This is a genomic window from Cellvibrio sp. QJXJ (assembly GCF_024452345.1).
Classification (GTDB): Bacteria; Pseudomonadota; Gammaproteobacteria; order Pseudomonadales; family Cellvibrionaceae; genus Cellvibrio.
Map to the genome: position 1 here is coordinate 2,466,027 of NZ_CP101662.1, position 19,912 is coordinate 2,485,938.

The 19,912-nt window shown below is 50.4% G+C and carries 18 protein-coding genes and 1 tRNA gene; 16 read left to right on the forward strand and 3 right to left on the reverse strand.

Going from position 1 to position 19,912, the window contains the following annotated elements:
* Position 1: 1 nt before the first annotated feature.
* Both prfA and hemA read right to left on the reverse strand, forming a co-directional pair.
* Complete coding sequence (gene prfA, locus NNX04_RS10645; RefSeq protein WP_007644649.1) at positions 2-1,084, reverse strand: peptide chain release factor 1; 1,083 nt, start codon at positions 1,082-1,084, stop codon at positions 2-4.
* The gene (gene hemA / locus NNX04_RS10650) at positions 1,084-2,409 is read right to left on the reverse strand and encodes a glutamyl-tRNA reductase (protein WP_261945749.1); all 1,326 of its coding nucleotides are present in this window, start codon (positions 2,407-2,409) and stop codon (positions 1,084-1,086) included. Before hemA ends, prfA begins: the two co-directional genes overlap by 1 nt.
* A gap of 153 nt (positions 2,410-2,562) precedes the next feature.
* On the opposite strand from hemA, the gene NNX04_RS10655 reads away from it, so the two are divergent.
* The 12 genes from NNX04_RS10655 to NNX04_RS10710 all read left to right on the forward strand — a co-directional run bounded on the left by NNX04_RS10655 (position 2,563) and on the right by NNX04_RS10710 (position 14,149).
* Complete coding sequence (locus tag NNX04_RS10655; protein ID WP_261945750.1) at positions 2,563-3,099, forward strand: hypothetical protein; 537 nt, start codon at positions 2,563-2,565, stop codon at positions 3,097-3,099.
* 137 nt (positions 3,100-3,236) lie between these two features.
* Positions 3,237-4,976 (forward strand): tetratricopeptide repeat protein, encoded by a 1,740-nt coding sequence (locus NNX04_RS10660; RefSeq protein ID WP_261945751.1) that lies wholly within the window; start codon positions 3,237-3,239, stop codon positions 4,974-4,976.
* On the forward strand, positions 4,973-5,578 hold the full coding sequence (lolB, locus tag NNX04_RS10665) for a lipoprotein insertase outer membrane protein LolB (protein WP_261945752.1): 606 nt from the start codon (positions 4,973-4,975) through the stop codon (positions 5,576-5,578). The genes NNX04_RS10660 and lolB overlap by 4 nt, the downstream gene beginning before the upstream one ends.
* Before the next feature lie 30 nt (positions 5,579-5,608).
* Complete coding sequence (ispE, locus tag NNX04_RS10670; protein WP_261945753.1) at positions 5,609-6,454, forward strand: 4-(cytidine 5'-diphospho)-2-C-methyl-D-erythritol kinase; 846 nt, start codon at positions 5,609-5,611, stop codon at positions 6,452-6,454.
* 11 nt (positions 6,455-6,465) lie between these two features.
* Positions 6,466-6,540, forward strand: a tRNA-Gln gene (locus tag NNX04_RS10675).
* A gap of 211 nt (positions 6,541-6,751) precedes the next feature.
* The gene (locus NNX04_RS10680; RefSeq protein WP_441303069.1) at positions 6,752-7,681 is read left to right on the forward strand and encodes a ribose-phosphate pyrophosphokinase; all 930 of its coding nucleotides are present in this window, start codon (positions 6,752-6,754) and stop codon (positions 7,679-7,681) included.
* Positions 7,682-7,792: 111 nt separating this feature from the next.
* Entirely contained in the window at positions 7,793-8,401 is a 609-nt protein-coding gene (locus NNX04_RS10685) for a 50S ribosomal protein L25/general stress protein Ctc (protein WP_007644639.1), read from the forward strand.
* 135 nt (positions 8,402-8,536) lie between these two features.
* Positions 8,537-9,145 (forward strand): aminoacyl-tRNA hydrolase, encoded by a 609-nt coding sequence (gene pth / locus NNX04_RS10690; protein WP_261945755.1) that lies wholly within the window; start codon positions 8,537-8,539, stop codon positions 9,143-9,145.
* A 99-nt stretch (positions 9,146-9,244) separates the two neighbouring features.
* Entirely contained in the window at positions 9,245-10,336 is a 1,092-nt protein-coding gene (gene ychF, locus NNX04_RS10695; protein WP_007644634.1) for a redox-regulated ATPase YchF, read from the forward strand.
* A 195-nt stretch (positions 10,337-10,531) separates the two neighbouring features.
* Complete coding sequence (locus NNX04_RS10700; protein WP_261945756.1) at positions 10,532-11,680, forward strand: GGDEF domain-containing protein; 1,149 nt, start codon at positions 10,532-10,534, stop codon at positions 11,678-11,680.
* A 125-nt stretch (positions 11,681-11,805) separates the two neighbouring features.
* Positions 11,806-11,997, forward strand: coding sequence for a hypothetical protein (locus NNX04_RS10705; RefSeq protein WP_261945757.1), 192 nt, complete (start codon positions 11,806-11,808; stop codon positions 11,995-11,997).
* Positions 11,998-12,133: 136 nt separating this feature from the next.
* Entirely contained in the window at positions 12,134-14,149 is a 2,016-nt protein-coding gene (locus NNX04_RS10710) for an ATP-binding protein (protein WP_261945758.1), read from the forward strand.
* A gap of 50 nt (positions 14,150-14,199) precedes the next feature.
* Here NNX04_RS10710 and orn read toward each other — a convergent pair whose 3' ends face one another.
* Complete coding sequence (gene orn, locus NNX04_RS10715; protein WP_151054276.1) at positions 14,200-14,745, reverse strand: oligoribonuclease; 546 nt, start codon at positions 14,743-14,745, stop codon at positions 14,200-14,202.
* Between the two features lie 100 nt (positions 14,746-14,845).
* Here orn and rsgA point away from each other — a divergent pair, with 100 nt between their 5' ends.
* The 4 genes from rsgA (at position 14,846) to NNX04_RS10735 (ending at position 19,911) form a co-directional block, all read left to right on the forward strand.
* Positions 14,846-15,865, forward strand: a complete 1,020-nt coding sequence (gene rsgA / locus NNX04_RS10720; RefSeq protein ID WP_261945759.1) for a small ribosomal subunit biogenesis GTPase RsgA — start codon at positions 14,846-14,848, stop codon at positions 15,863-15,865.
* A gap of 129 nt (positions 15,866-15,994) precedes the next feature.
* Positions 15,995-16,819, forward strand: a complete 825-nt coding sequence (locus NNX04_RS10725) for a sulfurtransferase (RefSeq protein ID WP_261945760.1) — start codon at positions 15,995-15,997, stop codon at positions 16,817-16,819.
* Between the two features lie 172 nt (positions 16,820-16,991).
* Complete coding sequence (locus NNX04_RS10730) at positions 16,992-18,530, forward strand: response regulator (RefSeq protein ID WP_261945761.1); 1,539 nt, start codon at positions 16,992-16,994, stop codon at positions 18,528-18,530.
* Between the two features lie 16 nt (positions 18,531-18,546).
* Positions 18,547-19,911, forward strand: coding sequence for a sensor histidine kinase (locus NNX04_RS10735; protein WP_261945762.1), 1,365 nt, complete (start codon positions 18,547-18,549; stop codon positions 19,909-19,911).
* Position 19,912: the final 1 nt, after the last annotated feature.

Genomic DNA, 19,912 nt, shown 5'->3' on the forward strand with positions numbered 1-19,912 from the left:
ATTAATCCGCAATCGCCGCTAATTGATCGGCTTGATATTCATTTGCCAGCGGCCCGACCACCGGATCGAGATCGCCCTGCATAATCGCATCCAACGAATAAAGCGTGAGGTTAATGCGATGGTCGGTCACGCGCCCTTGCGGATAGTTGTAAGTGCGAATACGTTCGGAGCGATCACCGGAGCCGACCAGATTGCGGCGCTCATCGGAGAGTGATTTATGCGCAGCATCTTCCTGCATGGTTTTTAATTTGGTGGCGAGCAAACTCATCGCACGCGCGCGGTTTTTATGCTGCGAACGCTCATCCTGACACTCAATAACCAAGCCAGTCGGCAAATGCACAATACGAATCGCCGAATCGGTTTTATTAACGTGCTGACCACCTGCACCGGACGCGCGGAAAGTATCTATGCGCAAATCGGCTTTGTTGATATTGATCTCTTCCATTTCATCCGCTTCCGGCATCACTGCCACAGTGCAAGCGGAGGTATGGATACGACCTTGGGATTCAGTTTCCGGCACACGTTGTACCCGGTGTGCGCCCGATTCAAATTTTAATTTTGAATACACGCCCTGCCCGCTTACCAGCGTAATAATTTCTTTAAAGCCCCCGTGTTCACCTTCGTTCTGGCTGAGCACTTCCACTCGCCAGCCTTGCGTTTCAGCATAGCGCGAATACATACGGAATAAATCGCCAGAGAAAATTGCCGCTTCATCACCACCAGTGCCAGCGCGAATTTCCAGATAACAATTTTTTTCGTCATTCGGATCTTTGGGCAGCAGCAGTTTTTGCAATTCCAGCTGCATCGGCTCAAGTTGCGCTTCGCAATCTTTTAACTCTTCCTCGGCCATTTCTTTCATATCGTCATCGCCGTCCACCAGCAGGTGTTTGGCTTCTTCGATATTGGCAAGCAGATTTAAATAATTTTGATAGCCTTGCACCACCGGCTCTAACTCGGCGTACTCTTTGGAGAGATCGCGGAATCGGTTTTGGTTATTGATGATGTCCGCTTCCGACAACATGGCACTGACTTCTTCGTAGCGCTCTTTAAGGCGATCCAGTTTTTCTAAAATAGACGCTTTCATTATGGCTCACTTGCATCGCTGCTTTTGTCGGCAGCGGGGTTAACAGATTCTTCAGACGCGTTTGGGAATTCAGAGCCTAACGACAAGTCAAACAACTCGTGCGCCACCTGCAATACATGGTGACGCGAACTGGCACTCGCCTCTTTTAATACGGTGGTGGGCGAGTGAATTAATTTGTTGGTGAGGTTGCGTGCAAATTGCTGCAGCACCTGCTCGGCATTGGCGCCACTTTGCAAACTGCGCAGCGCTTTTTGCAACTCCATATCGCGCAGCTGCTCCGCTTTTTGGCGATAGGCTTTTACCGTTCCTACCGCTGTGAGCGCGCGCTGGTGACGCAAAAATTGCTCCACTCCCTCGCTGATAATATCTTCCGCTTGATCAGCAGCGGCAACGCGGGATTTTTTGTTTTCATCAATCACCGCGTGCAAATCATCCACGGTGTAAAGATACACATCGTCGAGCTCACCAACCTGCTCTTCGATATCGCGCGGTACAGCAATGTCGAGCATAAACATGGGCTTGTGTTTGCGCTTTTTCAGGGCAGATTCCACCGCCCCCTTGCCTAATAAGGGCAATTGGCTGGCAGTGGAGGAGATGACGATATCCGCACGCTGCAAATGTTCGGGGATATCCGCCAGCAAAATCGCCTCACCGTTAAATTCCCGCGCGAGGCGCTGGGCGCGATCCAAGGTGCGGTTGGCGACAATAATATGTTTGATGCCCTGCTCCACCAAATGACGCGCCACCAACTCGATGGTTTCGCCCGCACCGATCAGCAGCGCCGTATCCTGCTTTAAATTAGAGAAAATCTGCTGCGCCAAACTTACCGCGGCGTAAGCCACTGACACCGGGTTTTCACCAATCGCGGTTTCGGTACGCACCCGCTTGGCGATATTAAAAACCTGCTGGAAGGTCGCATGTAATTCCGCGCCGAGGGTGCCTGCTTCTTTCGCCACCGCAAAAGCTGACTTCATTTGGCCCAAAATTTGCGGTTCACCCAGCACTAGCGAATCCAGACCACCGGCCACTTTCATCATATGGCGCACCGCGTTGTGATCCTCATAGCAGTAGTAGCTATTCGCCAGGTCGGCCGCTTCTATCGCGGTATGGGCGACCAACCACTGCTGAATCGCCTGGGCGTCACTCTCACTGGTGGCATAAATCTCCGTGCGATTGCAGGTAGAGAGGATCGCCACTTCGGTTAAACCCGCCTGCGCACAGGCCTCCTGCAGTGCGGACTGCAGGTTTTCCGGCGCAAAGGCAACCCGCTCGCGCAGGGCAAGAGGTGCAGTGGTATGGTTTATGCCAAAGGCTAACAGGGTCATCGAAGGCGCTAGTTGTGATTTAGGGCGGTATTGTCGGGTTCGCAGCTTGGCGTGACAAGAGGCAAGCGGATAATCCCGTCATAAACACTGGCTATTTTTTGCAGGAAGATCACAAGACACACCCTATACTGAAATGCACTCAAAGGATTCTTTATGCGCCATCACCCCTGCCCAACCATTATCGACATTGAAGCCTCCGGCTTTGGCTCCCGCAGTTACCCTATTGAAATCGGGGTAATCAAGGCCAATGGCGAGCGCTACTGTGCGCTAATAAAACCGCAGGATGAGTGGCAGCACTGGTCAAGCGACGCAGAGGCGATGCATGGTATCAGCCGCGATGTGCTCTGCGGGCGCGGCAAACCAGCGCGACAGGTATGCACGGAGCTGAATCAGTTTCTGGGTGAGATAACGGCCTACAGCGATGCCTGGACCCACGATAGCGCCTGGCTTAACTGCCTGTTTTTTGCGGGGTGCATCCAGCCTCTCTTCCACCTCAGCCCAATAGAAATGATTGCCAGCGAAGCCCAACTGCTGATTTGGGATGCCACCAAAAAGAAGCTGGCAAAAGAACATGGGGCGCGCCGCCACCGCGCGAGCGTGGATGCACACCTGATCCAACAAACCTATTTACGTACCCGCACCCGCCTGCAAGCTGAACCACAACTCGCGCTACGCGGTGGATTGCTCTGAGCCTCCGCCGACACACCGAATACCCCCACTTAACGATTAATGACAACTGTCCCCTTTTTATAAGCCAGTCGCCCGTTTATCATGTCCAGCCGCGCCCCCCATTTACGGCGCACTTTCACTCCCGCTACTGGTCGAACATGATCAAACACCGCCCGCTGATACTGTCGAGCATGACCCTCTACTGGGTATTGAGTGGCTGCAGCCTGCCCGCCAGTCGCACCGTTGCCGCCGTAGATCAGACACCTGAGCCAAGCGCGCCGGCAGCGGAGGTGCGCGTTCAGATCCCCGCCCGCCCCTTCCCGACCGAGACACTTTATTCACTACTCACAGCTGAAATTGCCGGTAGTCGGGCGCAATATGATCTGGCACTGGGCAACTATGTGCAGCAGGCGCGTGAAACCCGTGACCCGCAAGTGGCGGAGCGCGCCACACTGATCGCGCGCTACCTGAACGATTATTCCACCGCATTGGAAATGGCCAAGCTGTGGACGAATGCCGCCCCCCACAACCAGGATGCACTGGCCAACGCGTCACTGGCACACCTGCAACTCGGGCAATTACGTGAAGCTTTTGAGTTTTCACGCCGCCTGCTGGATGAAGGTGGAGAGCCACTGTTTCAAAATATCGCCGCCAGCGCCGCCAGTGTTGACGATGCGGCCCGGACGAAATTGCTGGAGGATTTTGCGCACGAATTGGAGCAGCACCCTGAAGATGAGCAACTGCTGGTCGGCACCGGGATATTGCTACAACAAAGCGGCGACTATGACGCGGCCATGCAACAGGTTCACAAAACCCTGAAGCTGCACCCGCGCAGTATCCCCGCGGCTATTTTGGAAGCGAACCTGCTGCACCAACTCAAGCGCGATCAGGAAGCGATTGCCAAAATGGCAAACCTGCTGGAGTTCTATCCGGAAAATACCAGCCTGCGCCAACAATACGCGCGCATCCTGACCCACCATGATATGACTCTGGCGCAGGAACAGTTCGCGATCCTCAGCCAGCAATTGCCGGGCAATGGCGATATGTTGCTCTCCCTGGGCATTATTGCCCTGGAGCGCCGCGATCTGGATACCGCGCGCGCCAGCTTCGAGGAATTACTGGATCGCGATCAACATATAGCAGCCGCCCACTATTATTTAGGGCGGATGGCGGAAGCGCGCAACGACCTGCAAGAGGCGATCATCCACTACCTGCAAGTAAATAGCGGCAATGATTTCCTCTCGGCCACCCTGCAGTTGCTGGATATTTTTGCCCGACTGGAGGACTTCCTGAGCGCCGAGCAGCACATGAATCGCGTGCGCTTGCGCTTTCCCGATCAAAGTGAAGCTCTGTATGTATTGCACGGCCAAACACTCATCAAACACAACTATTTGACCCAAGCCGAGCAAGTACTTAGCGACGGACTGACCAGCTTCCCCAGCAGCACGCGCCTGCTGTTTGCTCGCGCCATGCTCAACAACGAACGCCAACGCCTGCCCGCCACCGAGCGCGACTTGCGTCAGATCCTCAAACAAGACAGCGACAACGTGGCCGCACTTAACTCGCTCGGCTACATACTCGCGGACCGCACCCAGCGCTACAGTGAAGCCTATGAGCTGCTGGAAAAAGCATTGCGCCTGAAACCAGATGATGCAGCGATTATCGACTCCATGGGCTGGCTCTACTATCGCACCGGCAAATACCCGGAAGCGCTGAGCCACCTGCGCCAAGCTTATGAGGCATCGCCCAATGCTGAGATTGGCGCGCACTTGGGCGAAGTGCTGTGGGTGACAGGCGAGACAGAAGAAGCGCGCCGCGTCTGGCGCGAAGCACAACAGCTGGAGCCCGACAACGCCACCATCCGCGAAACACTCAACCGCCTGAAGGCCGATTTATGATGCAACGCTGTTTTATCTGCCTGCTGCTATTAGCGACCATCAGCGGCTGCACCCAGCGCGGAACATTTGCACCACCGCCGGATCTGGTCGCCCACCAGCAGCAATTACAGCGCATCACCCACTGGGAACTGAACGGCAAGCTGGGTATTCGCACCCCGGACGAAAGCGGCAGCGCCTCGCTCAAGTGGGTCCAACAACTCGCTGATTACCAAATCAACCTCAGTGGCCCACTCGGCCAAAAGCGGATGATTATTACCGGCACCCCCGGTAAGGTGCGCCTCGAACAAACCGGCAGCGACACACTGGAAGCTAAAAGTGCCGAGTCGCTTATTAAAGAAGCGGCGGGCTGGACACTACCGGTAGCGCAACTCACCTACTGGGTGCGCGGTGTTCCCGCCCCCAAACAACGCATCACCCACTTGCAACAAAATGAGTCCGGGCTGATCGCACAACTCCAGCAGGGCGGCTGGTCCATCACCTATAACAACTACAAAAACTACAACCACCGCGACCAAACCTTTTCCCTGCCCGGCAAAATCACTGCAGAACATGACGATGTCCGCCTGATTCTGGTAATTCGCGATTGGCAGCTGGGCAACTAAGCCGCCCATAAATGCCATTGGATTTGATTTATGAATAGCTTGACGCTGTTATCCCCCGCCAAACTCAACTTGTTTTTGCATATCACCGGCCGCCGCGCCGATGGTTATCACAACCTGCAAACGCTGTTTCAATTGCTCGATTACGGCGATGAAATGACCTTTAACACCCGCAGCGATGGCCAAATCACCCTCTCGCCCGAGTTGCCTGGTGTCGCCTTCGAGCAAAATTTAATTATCAAAGCCGTGCGTAAACTCGAAGCCTATAAAAGCGCAGCGGCCGGTGTAGATATCCAATTGCAAAAACGCCTGCCCATGGGCGGCGGTATTGGCGGTGGTAGCAGTAATGCAGCCACAACTCTTGTCGCTCTCAATCATTTATGGAATTGCGGGCTCACCAAAAACCAGCTGCAAACAATCGGTTTACAACTCGGTGCCGATGTTCCCGTTTTTATCAATGCGCAAACCGCATGGGCCGAAGGGGTTGGCGAAGCACTTGAGCCTATTAAAATGCAGCCAAAATGGTTTTTGGTTGTGCAACCTGACTGCCATGTATCCACTGCAGAAATTTTTTTACATAAAGATTTGACAAGAGATACGTCGGCCATTAAAGTGGCGGCCTTCCTTGAGCGGGGCGGTAAAAATGACTGCGAAGCCCTAGTGAGAAAGCTCTACCACCAGGTAGATAAAGCACTCATTTGGCTACAGAAATTTGATCGTAACGCGAGAATGACGGGAACCGGAGCATGCGTTTTTGCAAGCTTTGAGTCGGCAGAAAAAGCACAGCAAGTGCAGGCATTATTGCCCAGCGATCTGCCCGGTTTTGTAGCACAAGGTGTAAATCAATCACCGCTCTACAAACTGCTTCCGCCAAACTAATCAAGTACAACAGGGGCGTCGCCAAGTGGTAAGGCAGCGGGTTTTGATCCCGCCATTCGTAGGTTCGAGTCCTTCCGCCCCTGCCATCTATTTCTCATCATGATCATTCAAAAACTTCTCCTTTTATCCAGTCGAAATTGCCAATTTGGCCAGGATTTCCTAGGGTAAAAAACTCTGTTTTGCGCAGAAAGACTTTTTACTGACAGACTTTTTATAGACAGAAAGTATCGGCTCTGGCATTCAAGCACCAACAATCACCCCAGCAATCACCAAAAGGTATCTGACGTGACTGACTTAATGGTCTTTACCGGCAACGCAAACATTGACCTCGCCAAAAAAATTGTTGATCACCTGGGCATGCCGCTTGGCAATGTTTCCGTGTCGCAATTTTCCGATGGTGAAATTGCGGTGGAGCTGCACGATAACGTGCGTGGTCGCGATGTATTTGTGGTGCAACCCACCTGCGCGCCCACTAACGATAACCTGATGGAATTGATTGTAATGGTCGACGCATTGCGTCGCGCCTCCGCTGGCCGCATCACCGCTGTGGTCCCCTACTTCGGTTATGCCCGCCAGGATCGCCGCGTACGTTCCGCGCGCGTGCCTATCACCGCCAAAGTAGTGGCTGACATGATGGTGGGTGTAGGTGTTGACCGTGTGCTTACCGTTGACCTGCACGCCGAACAAATCCAGGGCTTCTTTGATGTTCCTGTTGATAACGTCTACGGCTCACCCGTATTGCTGGAAGATATAGAAGCACAAAAATTTGAAGACCTGATTGTGGTATCCCCTGACATCGGCGGCGTAGTACGCGCCCGTGCGGTAGCCAAACAATTGGGCATTGACCTGGCGATTATCGATAAACGTCGCCCGCGCGCCAACGTCGCCGAAGTTATGCATATTATCGGTGAAGTCGATGGCCGCACCTGCCTGTTGGTAGACGACATTATCGACACCGCCGGCACCCTGTGCAGCGCCGCCAAAGCACTGAAAGCCCAAGGCGCCAAAAAAGTGGTGGCCTACTGTACTCACCCGGTGCTATCGGGCAAGGCGATTGAAAACCTGAACAATTCCGAGCTGGATCAGTTGGTCGTTGCCGACTCCATCCCGCTCAGCGAAGCGGCTAAAAACTGCCCGCGCATTCGCAGCTTGACCCTATCAAGAATGCTCGCCGAAGCGGTGCGCCGCTTGAGCAATGAAGAATCCCTGAGTGCCATGTTTCGCTAATACTTAGCAGACACGGCACCTGGTAAACCACCGTACAACATAGTGTTGTACGGTTACTGAAACCCGGTAGATTCTGGTCGCGGATCTACACGGAAAATTGAGGACGTAATCATGTCTGAAGACTTTAAATTAGATGCAACAGCCCGTAACGATTTGGGGAAAGGTGCGAGCCGCCGCCTGCGTCGTTTGGCAAAACAAGTTCCTGCGGTAATTTACGGCGGTAACGTAGCGCCAATCAGCGTTTCAGTTTCTGAAAACGAATTGATGAAGCACTTGGAACACGAAGCATTTTACTCGCACATCATCAGCCTGAATGTTGATGGTGCTGCGCAAGATGTGATCCTGAAAGATGTACAGCGTCACCCATCCAAGCCAGTGGTTCTGCACCTGGACTTCCTGCGCATTGACAAGTCAACCAAGGTACACACTCACGTACCTCTGCACTTCATCAATGAAGCTGGTTCTAAAGGCGTGAAAATCCAAGGCGGCAAAGTGGTTCACAACCTTACCCAATTGGACATCATCTGCTTCCCACACCAGTTGCCAGAGTTTATTGAAGTAGACTTGGCTGATGCTGAAGTTGGCACCATCATCCATATTTCTGACCTGAAACTGCCTGCTGGCGTTGTTTCTGCTGACCTGCAAAAAGGCGCAGACCACAACCTGGCTGTTGCAACCATTCAGAAGCCGAAAGGTGGTGCAGAAGGCGAAGAAGCGTAATTGCTTTTTTACCGCTGCTGAAAAGGGCTGGATCTTCGGATCCGGCCTTTTTTTTGCCTGCCATTACAGCGACAATGCGCGCCGCATAGTTCCTAAACGCCGCTGGCGAATCCCATTTAAAATCAAGGTTCAACCATGACCAACGAGATTCAATTAATTGTCGGCCTCGGCAACCCGGGCAGCGAATACGACCGCACTCGCCACAATGCAGGGCAGGATTTTGTGATCGAATTGGCCCGTAAACTCGGCGCCACACTCAATACCGACAGTAAATATTTTGGCCTGACAGCACGCGTCAACTACCAAGGGCGCGATTTGCGCTTATTGATTCCCACCACTTACATGAACCGCAGCGGGCAGGCAGTGGGGACACTGGCGAATTTTTTCAAAATAGAACCGGCTGCCATTCTGGTAGCACACGACGAACTGGATCTCGCACCCGGCGTAGCGCGTTTTAAACAGGGTGGTGGCCACGGTGGTCACAACGGCCTGCGCGATATCATCGCCGTACTCGGCAATAACCCCAATTTTCCGCGTCTTCGTCTGGGTATTGGCCACCCCGGCGTTGCCGCGCAAGTTGCTAACTTTGTACTCAAACGCGCCCCAGCCGCCGAGCAGGAACTGACTGATGAGGCGATCAACCGCGCAATCCACTGCCTACCCGATGCCCTCAAGGGGGATTGGAATACGGCGATGAAAAACCTGCATACCGATCCTAAAAAAAGCGAGCCTCAAAAAACCTGACCTGTCTATAGCGGGCGCGAGCCTATATAATCGCGCAACTTTCTTACCATGCTTTTTGCGGCTCCTTTTTCTTTCTTATATTTATAGTGGACACACACCATGGGTTTTAACTGCGGCATAGTCGGCCTGCCCAACGTCGGCAAATCAACACTCTTTAATGCATTGACCAATGCCGGTATCAGCGCGGAAAACTTTCCCTTCTGCACCATCGAACCCAACGCCGGTATCGTAGTAGTGCCCGATCCTCGCCAGGACAAACTCGCTGAAATCGTGAAACCCGAGCGCATTGTTCCCACTACCATGGAATTTATCGATATCGCCGGGATTGTCGCGGGCGCATCCAAAGGTGAAGGCCTGGGCAATAAATTCCTCGCTAACATCCGCGAGACCGATGCCATCGCCCACGTCGTGCGCTGCTTTGATGACGACAACGTGATTCACGTAGCCAACGGCGTAAACCCGGCTGCGGATATTGAAGTTATCAATACTGAACTCGCACTCGCCGACCTCGAAGCCGTGGATAAAGCCATCAATCGCTACGCCAAATCGGCCAAAGGCGGTGACAAACACGCCATGGCGATCAAAGCGCTGTTGGAAAAAGTACAGCCACATTTGAACGAAGCCAAACCGCTGCGCTCCTTCCCGCTCGACAAAGAAGAAGTGGCGATGCTGAAAGAGATCAACCTGCTCACCCTCAAGCCAACTATGTATATCGCCAACGTGGCGGAAAATGGTTTTGAAAATAATCCGCATTTGGATGTGGTGCGCAAAATCGCGGAAGAAGAAAAATCCGTGGTAGTGCCGATTTGCAACAAACTGGAAGCCGATATCGCAGAACTGGAAGGCGACGACAAAAAAGAATTCCTCGCCGAAATGGGCATGGAAGAGCCAGGCCTGAACCGCGTAATTCGCGCTGGCTACCAGTTACTCGGACTGCAAACTTACTTCACCGCCGGGGTAAAAGAAGTGCGCGCCTGGACCATTCCTATCGGCGCCACCGCCCCCCAAGCCGCAGGTGTAATTCACACCGACTTTGAAAAAGGTTTTATCCGTGCCGAAACCATCGCTTACGAAGACTTTGTTCAGTACAAAGGCGAACAGGGCGCAAAAAACGCCGGCAAGTCACGCAAAGAAGGCAAGGAATACGTAGTAAAAGACGGTGACGTACTGCACTTTTTGTTTAACGTCTAATTCCGTCCAGTATTTGCACCCACAAAACGCCGCCCCACAACCATCGGGCGGCGTTTTTTTATGCGCAACACTGGCTATGACATAGCCATTGGGTATCAGCGCAAGTGGGTACATGATTGGAGAGTATAAGAAAGATGATTTAGGCGAAGTATAATAACTCTCACCTCACAGTCCTTACGAATAGCAGGGCACATCATGGCGCTGCTCGACACGGTCAATGTCATCGGCTCGACCATCTATTTTGTGTTTGTGATATTACTGGCATGGTTGAGCACGATTCCGCGCACCAGCCCCGGCGCTGGTTGCTGGGCTATTGCCATTTTATTTGGCATGAGCGCACGCCTCAGCCTTCTAATACTTCCGCAACTACTGCCAGCAGAAAATATCGATCACATTTATGCATTTTTTATCTTGCTGGAAAAATGTTTTTTATTAATTGGCGCATTTCAATTTCTAAACCTTCGCCATTTAATGCGCCCTTATTTGTTGTTTATTGCGTGCGGTTTTTTGTGGCTAACCATCACTTTTTTAGCAGAATCAAACCGGATTTTATTTTCGCTAGGCTTTGGCATTATTAACGCTGCCGCATTATTTTTACTCGCCTATATTTGTTATCGCGAGCGCGACAATATTCCACACCGCATTATGCACATCACCAGTATTATTTGTTTACTGCTGGGTATTCACTGGCTCACTTACCCCCTGTTACGCTTTACCGACTTCTGGCAAGTGCCTGGTTTTTTATTGGGCACCACACTGGTACTACTGGAATACCTGTGTTTAATTTCAGCGGTATTACTGCAATTTCAAAAACGCTTATTGGAGGCAGAGCGCAACGCGCTGGAACTCGCGTATCACGACCCACTCACCGGCTTGAACAACCAGCGCTACATGACCACCCTGTTTGAACAAGCATTAGTTCTCGCCCTCCGCCCGCATCAAATGCTCGCGGTTTTTTACATTGATCTGGATAACTTCAAACCGATTAACGACAGCGCCGGTCATCACGTCGGCGACGAAGTATTAAAAGTTATCGCCAAACGTTTAGTCGAACACACCCGCAGCACCGATATTTGCGCCCGCATGGGCGGCGATGAATTTGTGGTTATCGCCACTCAATTGGAAACCGAAGAGCAAGTCAAACAAGTCGCTAACAAAATCCTCCAACAATGCTGCACGCCAGTGGAAATCAATAAAAACCACTACCACCTGGGCGCCAGCATCGGCATCAGCATCTACCCCCAACACGGCAATGACCTGGCTCAACTATTACAAAATGCCGACGACGCGATGTATCAAGTGAAAAAAAATGGCAAGAGCGGGTTTCAGGTTTTTGGAGCGTGAGCATTATGAGTAATGTCGCATAATCCCACTTTCATAAGCTTTAATGATAATCTTGCTCAGCCAAAATACTCACCGTAAGGCGCGCTTAGCGAAGCAAGCCGCCGTAACTTTTGGGAGATATGCGAATGGAAACAAAACCAAACAAGGCTTTTTCCAGCATCAAACAGGGACTTGAAGAGGCATTAAAATTTTCAGAAGGGAAAGCGGGAAAAGTCAATATACATAAACTCCTTACCGCTGACACACAACAGCAGCTAGAGGAGAGTTTTTTCCACAAGAAAAACAATAAAGAGAACAGCAACGACCTACCGGAATGAAGCGACGCTCCTCAACACAAGCACTCAAGCTTAATTCCAGCTAGCAAGAAACTCTGCAATAGTCTTTAATACGACCAACAGAAACCAGCGATGGTTAGCAATAAAAACCTGCTTAGACTGAAATATGGATTAATTAATGGATAAAAATATCATTCGTGGTACGGCAGATATCACTCACCAAGGAATAAAAAAGCATTTTAAAAAATGGGAGACAGACCCATTTCAATCAATCATTGAGTTGATTGCCAATGGATTTGATGCTTCCGCAACAAATGTGGAGGTTACAATTGAACGCAATGCCGCCCATGGATTAGAGGCTATAACTGTGCTTGATAACGGTACAGGCATTGATATTGATAAATGTGATATGCATTTTTCGAGATTCAATGAGTCAATTAAACAAGGAGATGATGATCAACAGGGTGCGCACGGAAAAGGTAGGCTTGCATTTCACCTACTTTGTGCCAATGCCGTATGGTATGCAAAATGTGAAAAATCCGAATCTAAAATAACTATAGATAGTGCAAGTTTAAGAAATTTTGTTGCGGAAGAAATAACTCCAGAAATGCAGCATGCGTCATTATCCAGCATGAAATCAGGCTCATGCGTAGTCCTGAAAAACTTTCACAAAAACCTGCCTGAGTTGACCACAATTAAAAGGCGGCTTGAAAGCTACTTTGGTTGGAGATTAGTGCTCAATCCAGATAGAAAACTGACCATTAATGGCGAGCAAATAGAAATACCTGAAAATAAATCAGTTGAAAAAGTAATAGATATTGATGGAATAGCATTCCAAGTTGACTTAATACTGTGGACACACAAACCGGGCGACGAAAAGTCTTATAATTATATTGTTAACAATGAAGGAAGAGTTTTATACAGGGAGTTGAGTAGCTTTAACAAAAAACCAAACTTTCACCTTAGCACGTACGCCAGATCCACTTGGTTAAATAATTTTGACAAGCATGACTCTTCGTTGAATTTTAGCGAGAACCCACATGCAACTCTATCATCACCTGAATTCAGAAAACTCAGAAAAATAATTCAAGATTTGAGTGGTGATATTTATAAACAATTTTTACGCGATTTCGTAGATAAAAAAATAGATGAATTTGATTCTAAAGGATACTTCCCAAAGTATAAAAACCTCAGCAATAGTGATGCCACATGGAGAAAGAAAAACACTAAACTATTTATACGTGAAATATATCTTACCGATCCATCTCTATTTACAAGCATCAAAGAAAAGCCACTAAAAATTCTTATAGCGCTAATTGATAAAATATTGGTATCGAATGAAAACGACACAATATTCGAAATTTTAAATGACATCCTTAACCTTAATGAAGAGCAAATAAATTTGCTGTCAAAACAGATTAAGAACGCATCACTGGAAAACATAATAAGTACAATAGAAACACTGCAAAAGCGGGAGATCGCAATTCATAAACTTCGCGAACTAATGGTCAAGCATTATAAAGAGGTACGAGAAACACCTGACCTTCAGGAAATAATAGAAAGTAACACATGGTTATTCGGCAACAAATATGCTTTATTGGGAGCGGAGGAAGACGACTTCAAAAAAATCTCTTTAGAGCTAAGAAGCCACATAAAAAATATCGACACGATTGACGACAATGACATTGCCCCTTCAGACATCAATGATGGACTTAACATCGAGGGCGTTCGCCGACAAGTAGACATTTTCCTAGCGAGAAAAAATATTTCTTTTAACAGCAGAAATGAACAGTATCTTCAATGCACAATAATTGAAATTAAACGCCCTGGAATTGCATTAAATGAAAAACACCTTAAACAGATAAAAGATTACGCAAGAATAATCTCAGAGCATGTCGGATTTTCGCTTGAAAAATATAAATTTGAAATAATATTAGTCGGCCGGAAAATTTCCGAGAAAGATTTTGAGATAAAAACAGCACTTGAAACCGCTGAGGCAAACAATGAACCAGGTCTAGTATTTAGCGTAAAAAATGACAAAATCAAAGGATATGTGAAAACATGGGGTACAATTTTTGCTGAGTTTGATCTAGCAAATCATTATCTTATTGAGAAATTAAAAACAAAGAGAGATGCCCTAGAAAAAAAATCAGCGAAAGAATTAATTACAGATCTTCAAGAAGAAACAAAATGACTTATCCAGAAGGCGACCCAAAAGTCGCCTTTGTTTTACCGCAATTTAATTCACTCCATCTTAAAAAACGTAGCCCGATAATGCTGCAGCTCCGCAATCGAATCCTTAATATCATCCAATGCCAAATGCGCACCGGATTTTTTCACGCCGGCAATCACATCCGGCCGCCAGCGGCGGGCTAATTCTTTTACGGTGCTGACATCCAGATTGCGGTAGTGGAAATAATCTTCCAGCTTGGGCATGCCGCGCACTAAAAAGCGGCGGTCCTGGCAGATGGAGTTTCCGCTGATGGGCGATTTACCTTTGGGTACCCACTGCTCCAGGAATTTAATGGTTTCTGCTTCCGCTTGTTCAATACTGATTTTACTCTCGCGCACGCGCTGGGTAAGGCCGGATTTACCGTGTTGGTTGGTGTTCCATTCATCCATATTTAACATGATGCTGTCAGGCTGATGGATGGCGAATACGGGGCCTTCGGCGAGGATGTTGAGGTCGGCGTCGGTGACGATGGTGGCGATTTCGATAATCACGTCGGTATCCGGGTTGAGGCCGGTCATTTCCAGATCGATCCAGATCAGGTTGTTTTCATTCAGCATGGGTTTTTCCTCGGTAAATAGGGCACAATTGCCGCGCAGCTTAAAGTAATAAATCAGTCTAGCCAAACATCACCCACCTCACAGGCAAGTTCACCAACGCATGACCAAACGCAAATTGACTCGCCGCCAGCAATGGCGCATCGACAAAATCCAGGACGAACGCACCGCCCGCGTGGCGAAACGCGACAAAGTCACCGATGAACAAATGCACGAGAGCGATTTGGGGCCTGAGCAGCTGGGTTTGATCATCACCCACTACGGCACCCAAGTGGTGGTAGAGGCGACTGAAGGTGAACAAGCGGGGCAGCACCAGCGCTGCCATTTCCGCAGTAACCTCGGCTCTTTAGTGACCGGCGACAGAGTGGTATGGCGCACCGGTAACCCTATGGGTGTGGTGGTGGCGGTAATGCCGCGCGATTCCGCACTGCAACGCCCCGACCCGCACGGCGATATGAAAACCGTGGCCGCCAATATCGATCGCATTATGATTGTGGTCGCCCCCTACCCCGAACCTCACGCCAATTTGATTGACCGCTATCTGGTCGCCGCCAATGCCATCGATATAGAACCGGTGCTAGTGATCAATAAAATCGACCGCATCGATGACAGCACCCGCGAAAAAGTCACTTATTTGGAAACCACTTATCGCAAGCTGGGTTATACGGTGTTGATGGTATCGACCAAAACCGAACATGGGCTGGATGAACTGCGCAATTACCTTGCCGATTACACCAGCGTATTTGTGGGGCAATCCGGTGTGGGTAAATCGTCGCTGGTGAATGCGCTGTTGCCAGAATCGAACTTACGCGTGGGTGATTTGTCGGAAAGACAACAGGGCACCCATACCACCACCAGCGCCACACTCCTGCACTTCCCTGGTGGCGGCCATTTGATCGATTCGCCCGGTATCCGCGAATTTGGTTTGTGGCATATGGAGGAAGATGAGGTGCTGGAAGGGTTTATTGAGTTCAAGCCTTTTATCGGCCACTGTAAATTCCGCGATTGCTCGCACCGCCACGAACCTGGCTGCGCGATTTTAAAGGCGCTGGAAGATGGCACGATCAGTGCAACACGTATGGACTCATACCGGTATATTTTGCGTACATTAAACGAGAATTAATCGGCAACCCCACCCCGGCCCCCCCTTTAACTCCCTACCATTTTAAGGGGAGGGCGCCAACCCCCCTCCCCCTGCCAAGGGGGAGGCTATGGGAGGGGGATAAATATTATTTTTCCAAAGGAAAACATTATGGCCCTGCCCTTTGTGATTGAACCCACGCAGCTGGCGGCATTGCTGGCGCAGCCCACCAGTAAACTGCTGGTAATTGATATGTGTGCCGAAGCCACCTATTTGCGCGGCCACATTGATGGTGCCGTGCATGTGCCGCCGCAAAAAATCGTTTGTGGCACTGCGCTAGTGCCGGGCAAGATCGCCAGTCTCGAGCAACTCAATCGCCTATTTTCGTTTTTGGGTTTAACCCCCGAAACCCACGTGGTGGTGTATGACGATGAAGGCGGCGGTTGGGCCGGGCGTATGATCTGGACGCTGGACGCTATCGGCCACAAAAACTATTCCTACCTGAATGGTGGCTTGCACGCCTGGATTGCCTCGGGGCAATCGCTCTCCACCGAGGCGCCAGTGGTCACGCCAAGCGAGGTAAAAGTCAAAATTGACCCACTGGTGGTCATCGAACTGACCGATGTGCTGGGCGAAATGGATCGGGCAGATTTTGTGGTATGGGATGCGCGCAGCCCGGCAGAATTTACCGGCGAACGTATTACGGCGCAAAAAAATGGCCATATTCCCGGGGCGATTAACTGCGAATGGACCAATTTGATGGATCGCAATAATGCGCTGCGCATCCGTACCGATGCGCGCGAATATTTGGCGTCGCTTGGTTTAACGGCGGATAAACGAATTATTACCCATTGCCAAAGCCATCACCGCTCCGGCTTTACCTATTTGGTGGGCAAGGCGCTAGGGCTGAATATCCGCGCTTACCACGGCTCCTGGGCTGAGTGGGGCAACCACCCGACTACGCCGGTAGTGCAATCCCAAGCGGTTGCCGTTTAAAAAAACACCCGCCCCTTTTTAAGGGGCGGATTAGCCCCCTCCTCCCGAAACATCCCCCCCTCTTAATGCTGTGCTACTTTTGTTTAAAGCGAAAACAATTCGTTCATCCTCAGTGATAGCGCGATGAGTTGTTAACGTAAACACAAGAAACGCTAATCAGCAGGATAGGGCCATGAAGTTTCTGAAACCCGCAAGTGCGCAATCCCCCGCCAAAAGCGCCGCAGGCAGCCCCTGGAAAGTCGCGATTATTGACGACGAGGAGCAGATTCACGCGGTCACCCAATTGGTGCTGAAAAATACCCGTATCGATGACCTGCCACTGCAATTCCTCAACGCCTACAGCGCAGAAGAAGGCCTGCGTTTGTTTCAGGATCACCCGGACATCGCCCTGGCATTTATCGATGTGATTATGGAGAGCGACAATGCCGGTTTACAGTTAATCCACAAAATTCGCAACGAGCTGGGCAACCACAGTACCCGCATAGTCTTGCGCACCGGCCAGCCCGGCACTGCACCCGAAGAAACCGTGATCCGCACTTACGACATCAACGATTACAAAAGCAAAACCGAACTCACGGATACCAAATTAAAAACCTGCGTCTATTCCTCTATTCGCTCCTACCGCGACATCATCACCATTGAAAGCAGTAAACGCGGTATGCAGAAAGTCATCGCCGCATCTGACTCGGTATTGCGCAGCCAAACACTTTATCAATTTGGCAATGCGATTTTGAATCACACCATTCAACTGCTGAACATTAAAACGGCCGAGATGTATTTAGTCAGTCAGCACGTGGATTTATTTGGCGATTCCGAAATGATCCTGCTGGCCGCCACTGGTGATGAGGTGAAACTCGATACACATTGGAGCGCAGATATCATGCCCGCCGATGTAAAAAAAATGATTGAGCAGACGCTGGCAGAAAAAAAATCCTATAGCGACGACACGCGGTTTATCGGCTACTACCACACCAATAGCAGCACCGAGAGCGTACTCTACACGCGCTTTCATGAAGCACACGACGCCTTGCAAGATGAAATTCTCACGCTCTTTGCCGCCAACATCACCTTAATTTTTCAAAACCTGCACAACCGCGAGCATATTCAGGAAACCCAAAAAGAATTACTGCTGGTGCTGGGCGATGCCATAGAGCAACGCTCCAAAGAAACCGGCTCCCATGTGCGCCGCGTGGCGCTAATGTGCGAATTGATTGCGCTGAAATTAGGCCAGAGCAGCGAGTACGCAGAAATGCTGAAATACGCTTCACCGCTGCACGATATTGGCAAAATCGGCATTCCCGAAACCATTTTGCACAAACCGGGCAAGCTCGATGAAGCCGAGTGGGAAGTGATGAAAACTCACGCGCAAATTGGTTATGAGCTGTTAAAAAATTCCACCCGCACTATCGCCAAAATGGGCGCGCGCATAGCACTGAGCCATCACGAACACTGGGATGGCAATGGCTACCCCGGTGGTTTACAAGGTGAGGCGATTCCGCTGGAGGGGCGCATTGTGGCGATTATTGATGTGATAGACGCCCTCGGCTCCGAGCGTGCTTACAAAAAGCCCTGGCAGGAAAACGACATCATTCAATACATTCGCGAGCGCAGCGGCAAACAATTTGACCCGGCCATTGTTGACGCCGCGCTGGAATTGTTTGAGCACTTCCGAGTGATTCGCCAGAACTTTCCCGATCACCTGCAACACTGAATGGCGCAAATTGACTATGGCTAGAAATCTCTACGAAACATTACTCGATGTATCCAAGTCATCAATGATTGATGCCGGCGATATGCAAAGTGCAGGATTATTAATTCTCACCGCCGCTATTCACGGGCTGGGTATTAATCGCGCAGGGATCTGGTTGCTCAGCGACGACAAACAAGCCATTTGCGGCAAGATGTTAATTGACGGCGACGACTGCAAATTGGATACAGATTTGTGCCTCGCCCGGCGCGACTTTCCCAATTACTTTGCCAGCTTGGACAGCGAACGCGCCGTAGTCGCTAACGATGCACAAACCGACCCGAGCACCTGCGAGTTCCGCAGCAGCTATTTAATTCCCCACGGCATCACGTCCATGCTCGATGCGCCGATTCGCCATCGCGGTAATATGCTCGGCATTATTTGCTGTGAACATCAGGGCGAAGCGCGGGTCTGGACCAATGAAGAAATTGCCTTTGTCAGCGCTCTGGCCGACACCTATGGGCGCGCGGTAAGTGCGGCGCAGCGCAATGAATACGAACAAAAACTGCAGGACATTAACGATCAACTCGAACAAAAAATTAATGAGCGCACCGAGGGCTTACAAACGGCGCTGCGCAACTTACATCACACCCAAGCCAAATTAATTGAAAGTGAAAAACTTGCTTCGCTCGGGCGTATGGTATCCAGCCTCGCCCACGAAATTAATACTCCCCTGGGCATTGCGGTTACATCGTCCAGCCATTGCGCCAGTGAATTAAAACGTGTACAGCAGTTATATCGCGATGAGCAATTAAACGAAGCCGAGTTCGCCCAATTTTTACAAACTATCGACGACGGCCTGCAATTAATTAATCACAACCTCAGCCGCGCTGCCGGGCTGGTGCGCGACTTCAAATTATCTGGCGCCATTCATATTGCCGATGAGCGCGAGGAGTTTGACCTGCGCAGCTGTATTGAACTTTCACTCAAAGGTTTACAGCCGCTGCTGCGCAAAGAGCAGATTAGTTGCGAGCTGGCGCCGGGCGCTGCACTGCCACTCAACAGCTACCCCGGCGCTATCGCCCAAATTATTACCAACCTGATTACCAACTCCATTCACCACGCATTTGCCCACACCGAGCACAAACAAATTCGCATCGCGCTGGAACAATACGCAGACAAAGTAGCCATTCACTACCACGACAATGGCAGCGGCATTCCAAACGACATTCGCGATAAAATTTTTGAACCCTTTTTCACCACCGCACGCCGCACCGGCGGCTCAGGGTTGGGGCTGTCGATTGTGTACAACCTGATTACCCAGAAATTGGGCGGGGAAATTGAACTGGCGCAAGATCAAGCGCAAGGCGCCGCATTTACCATCAACCTGCCCTCCCATCGATAAC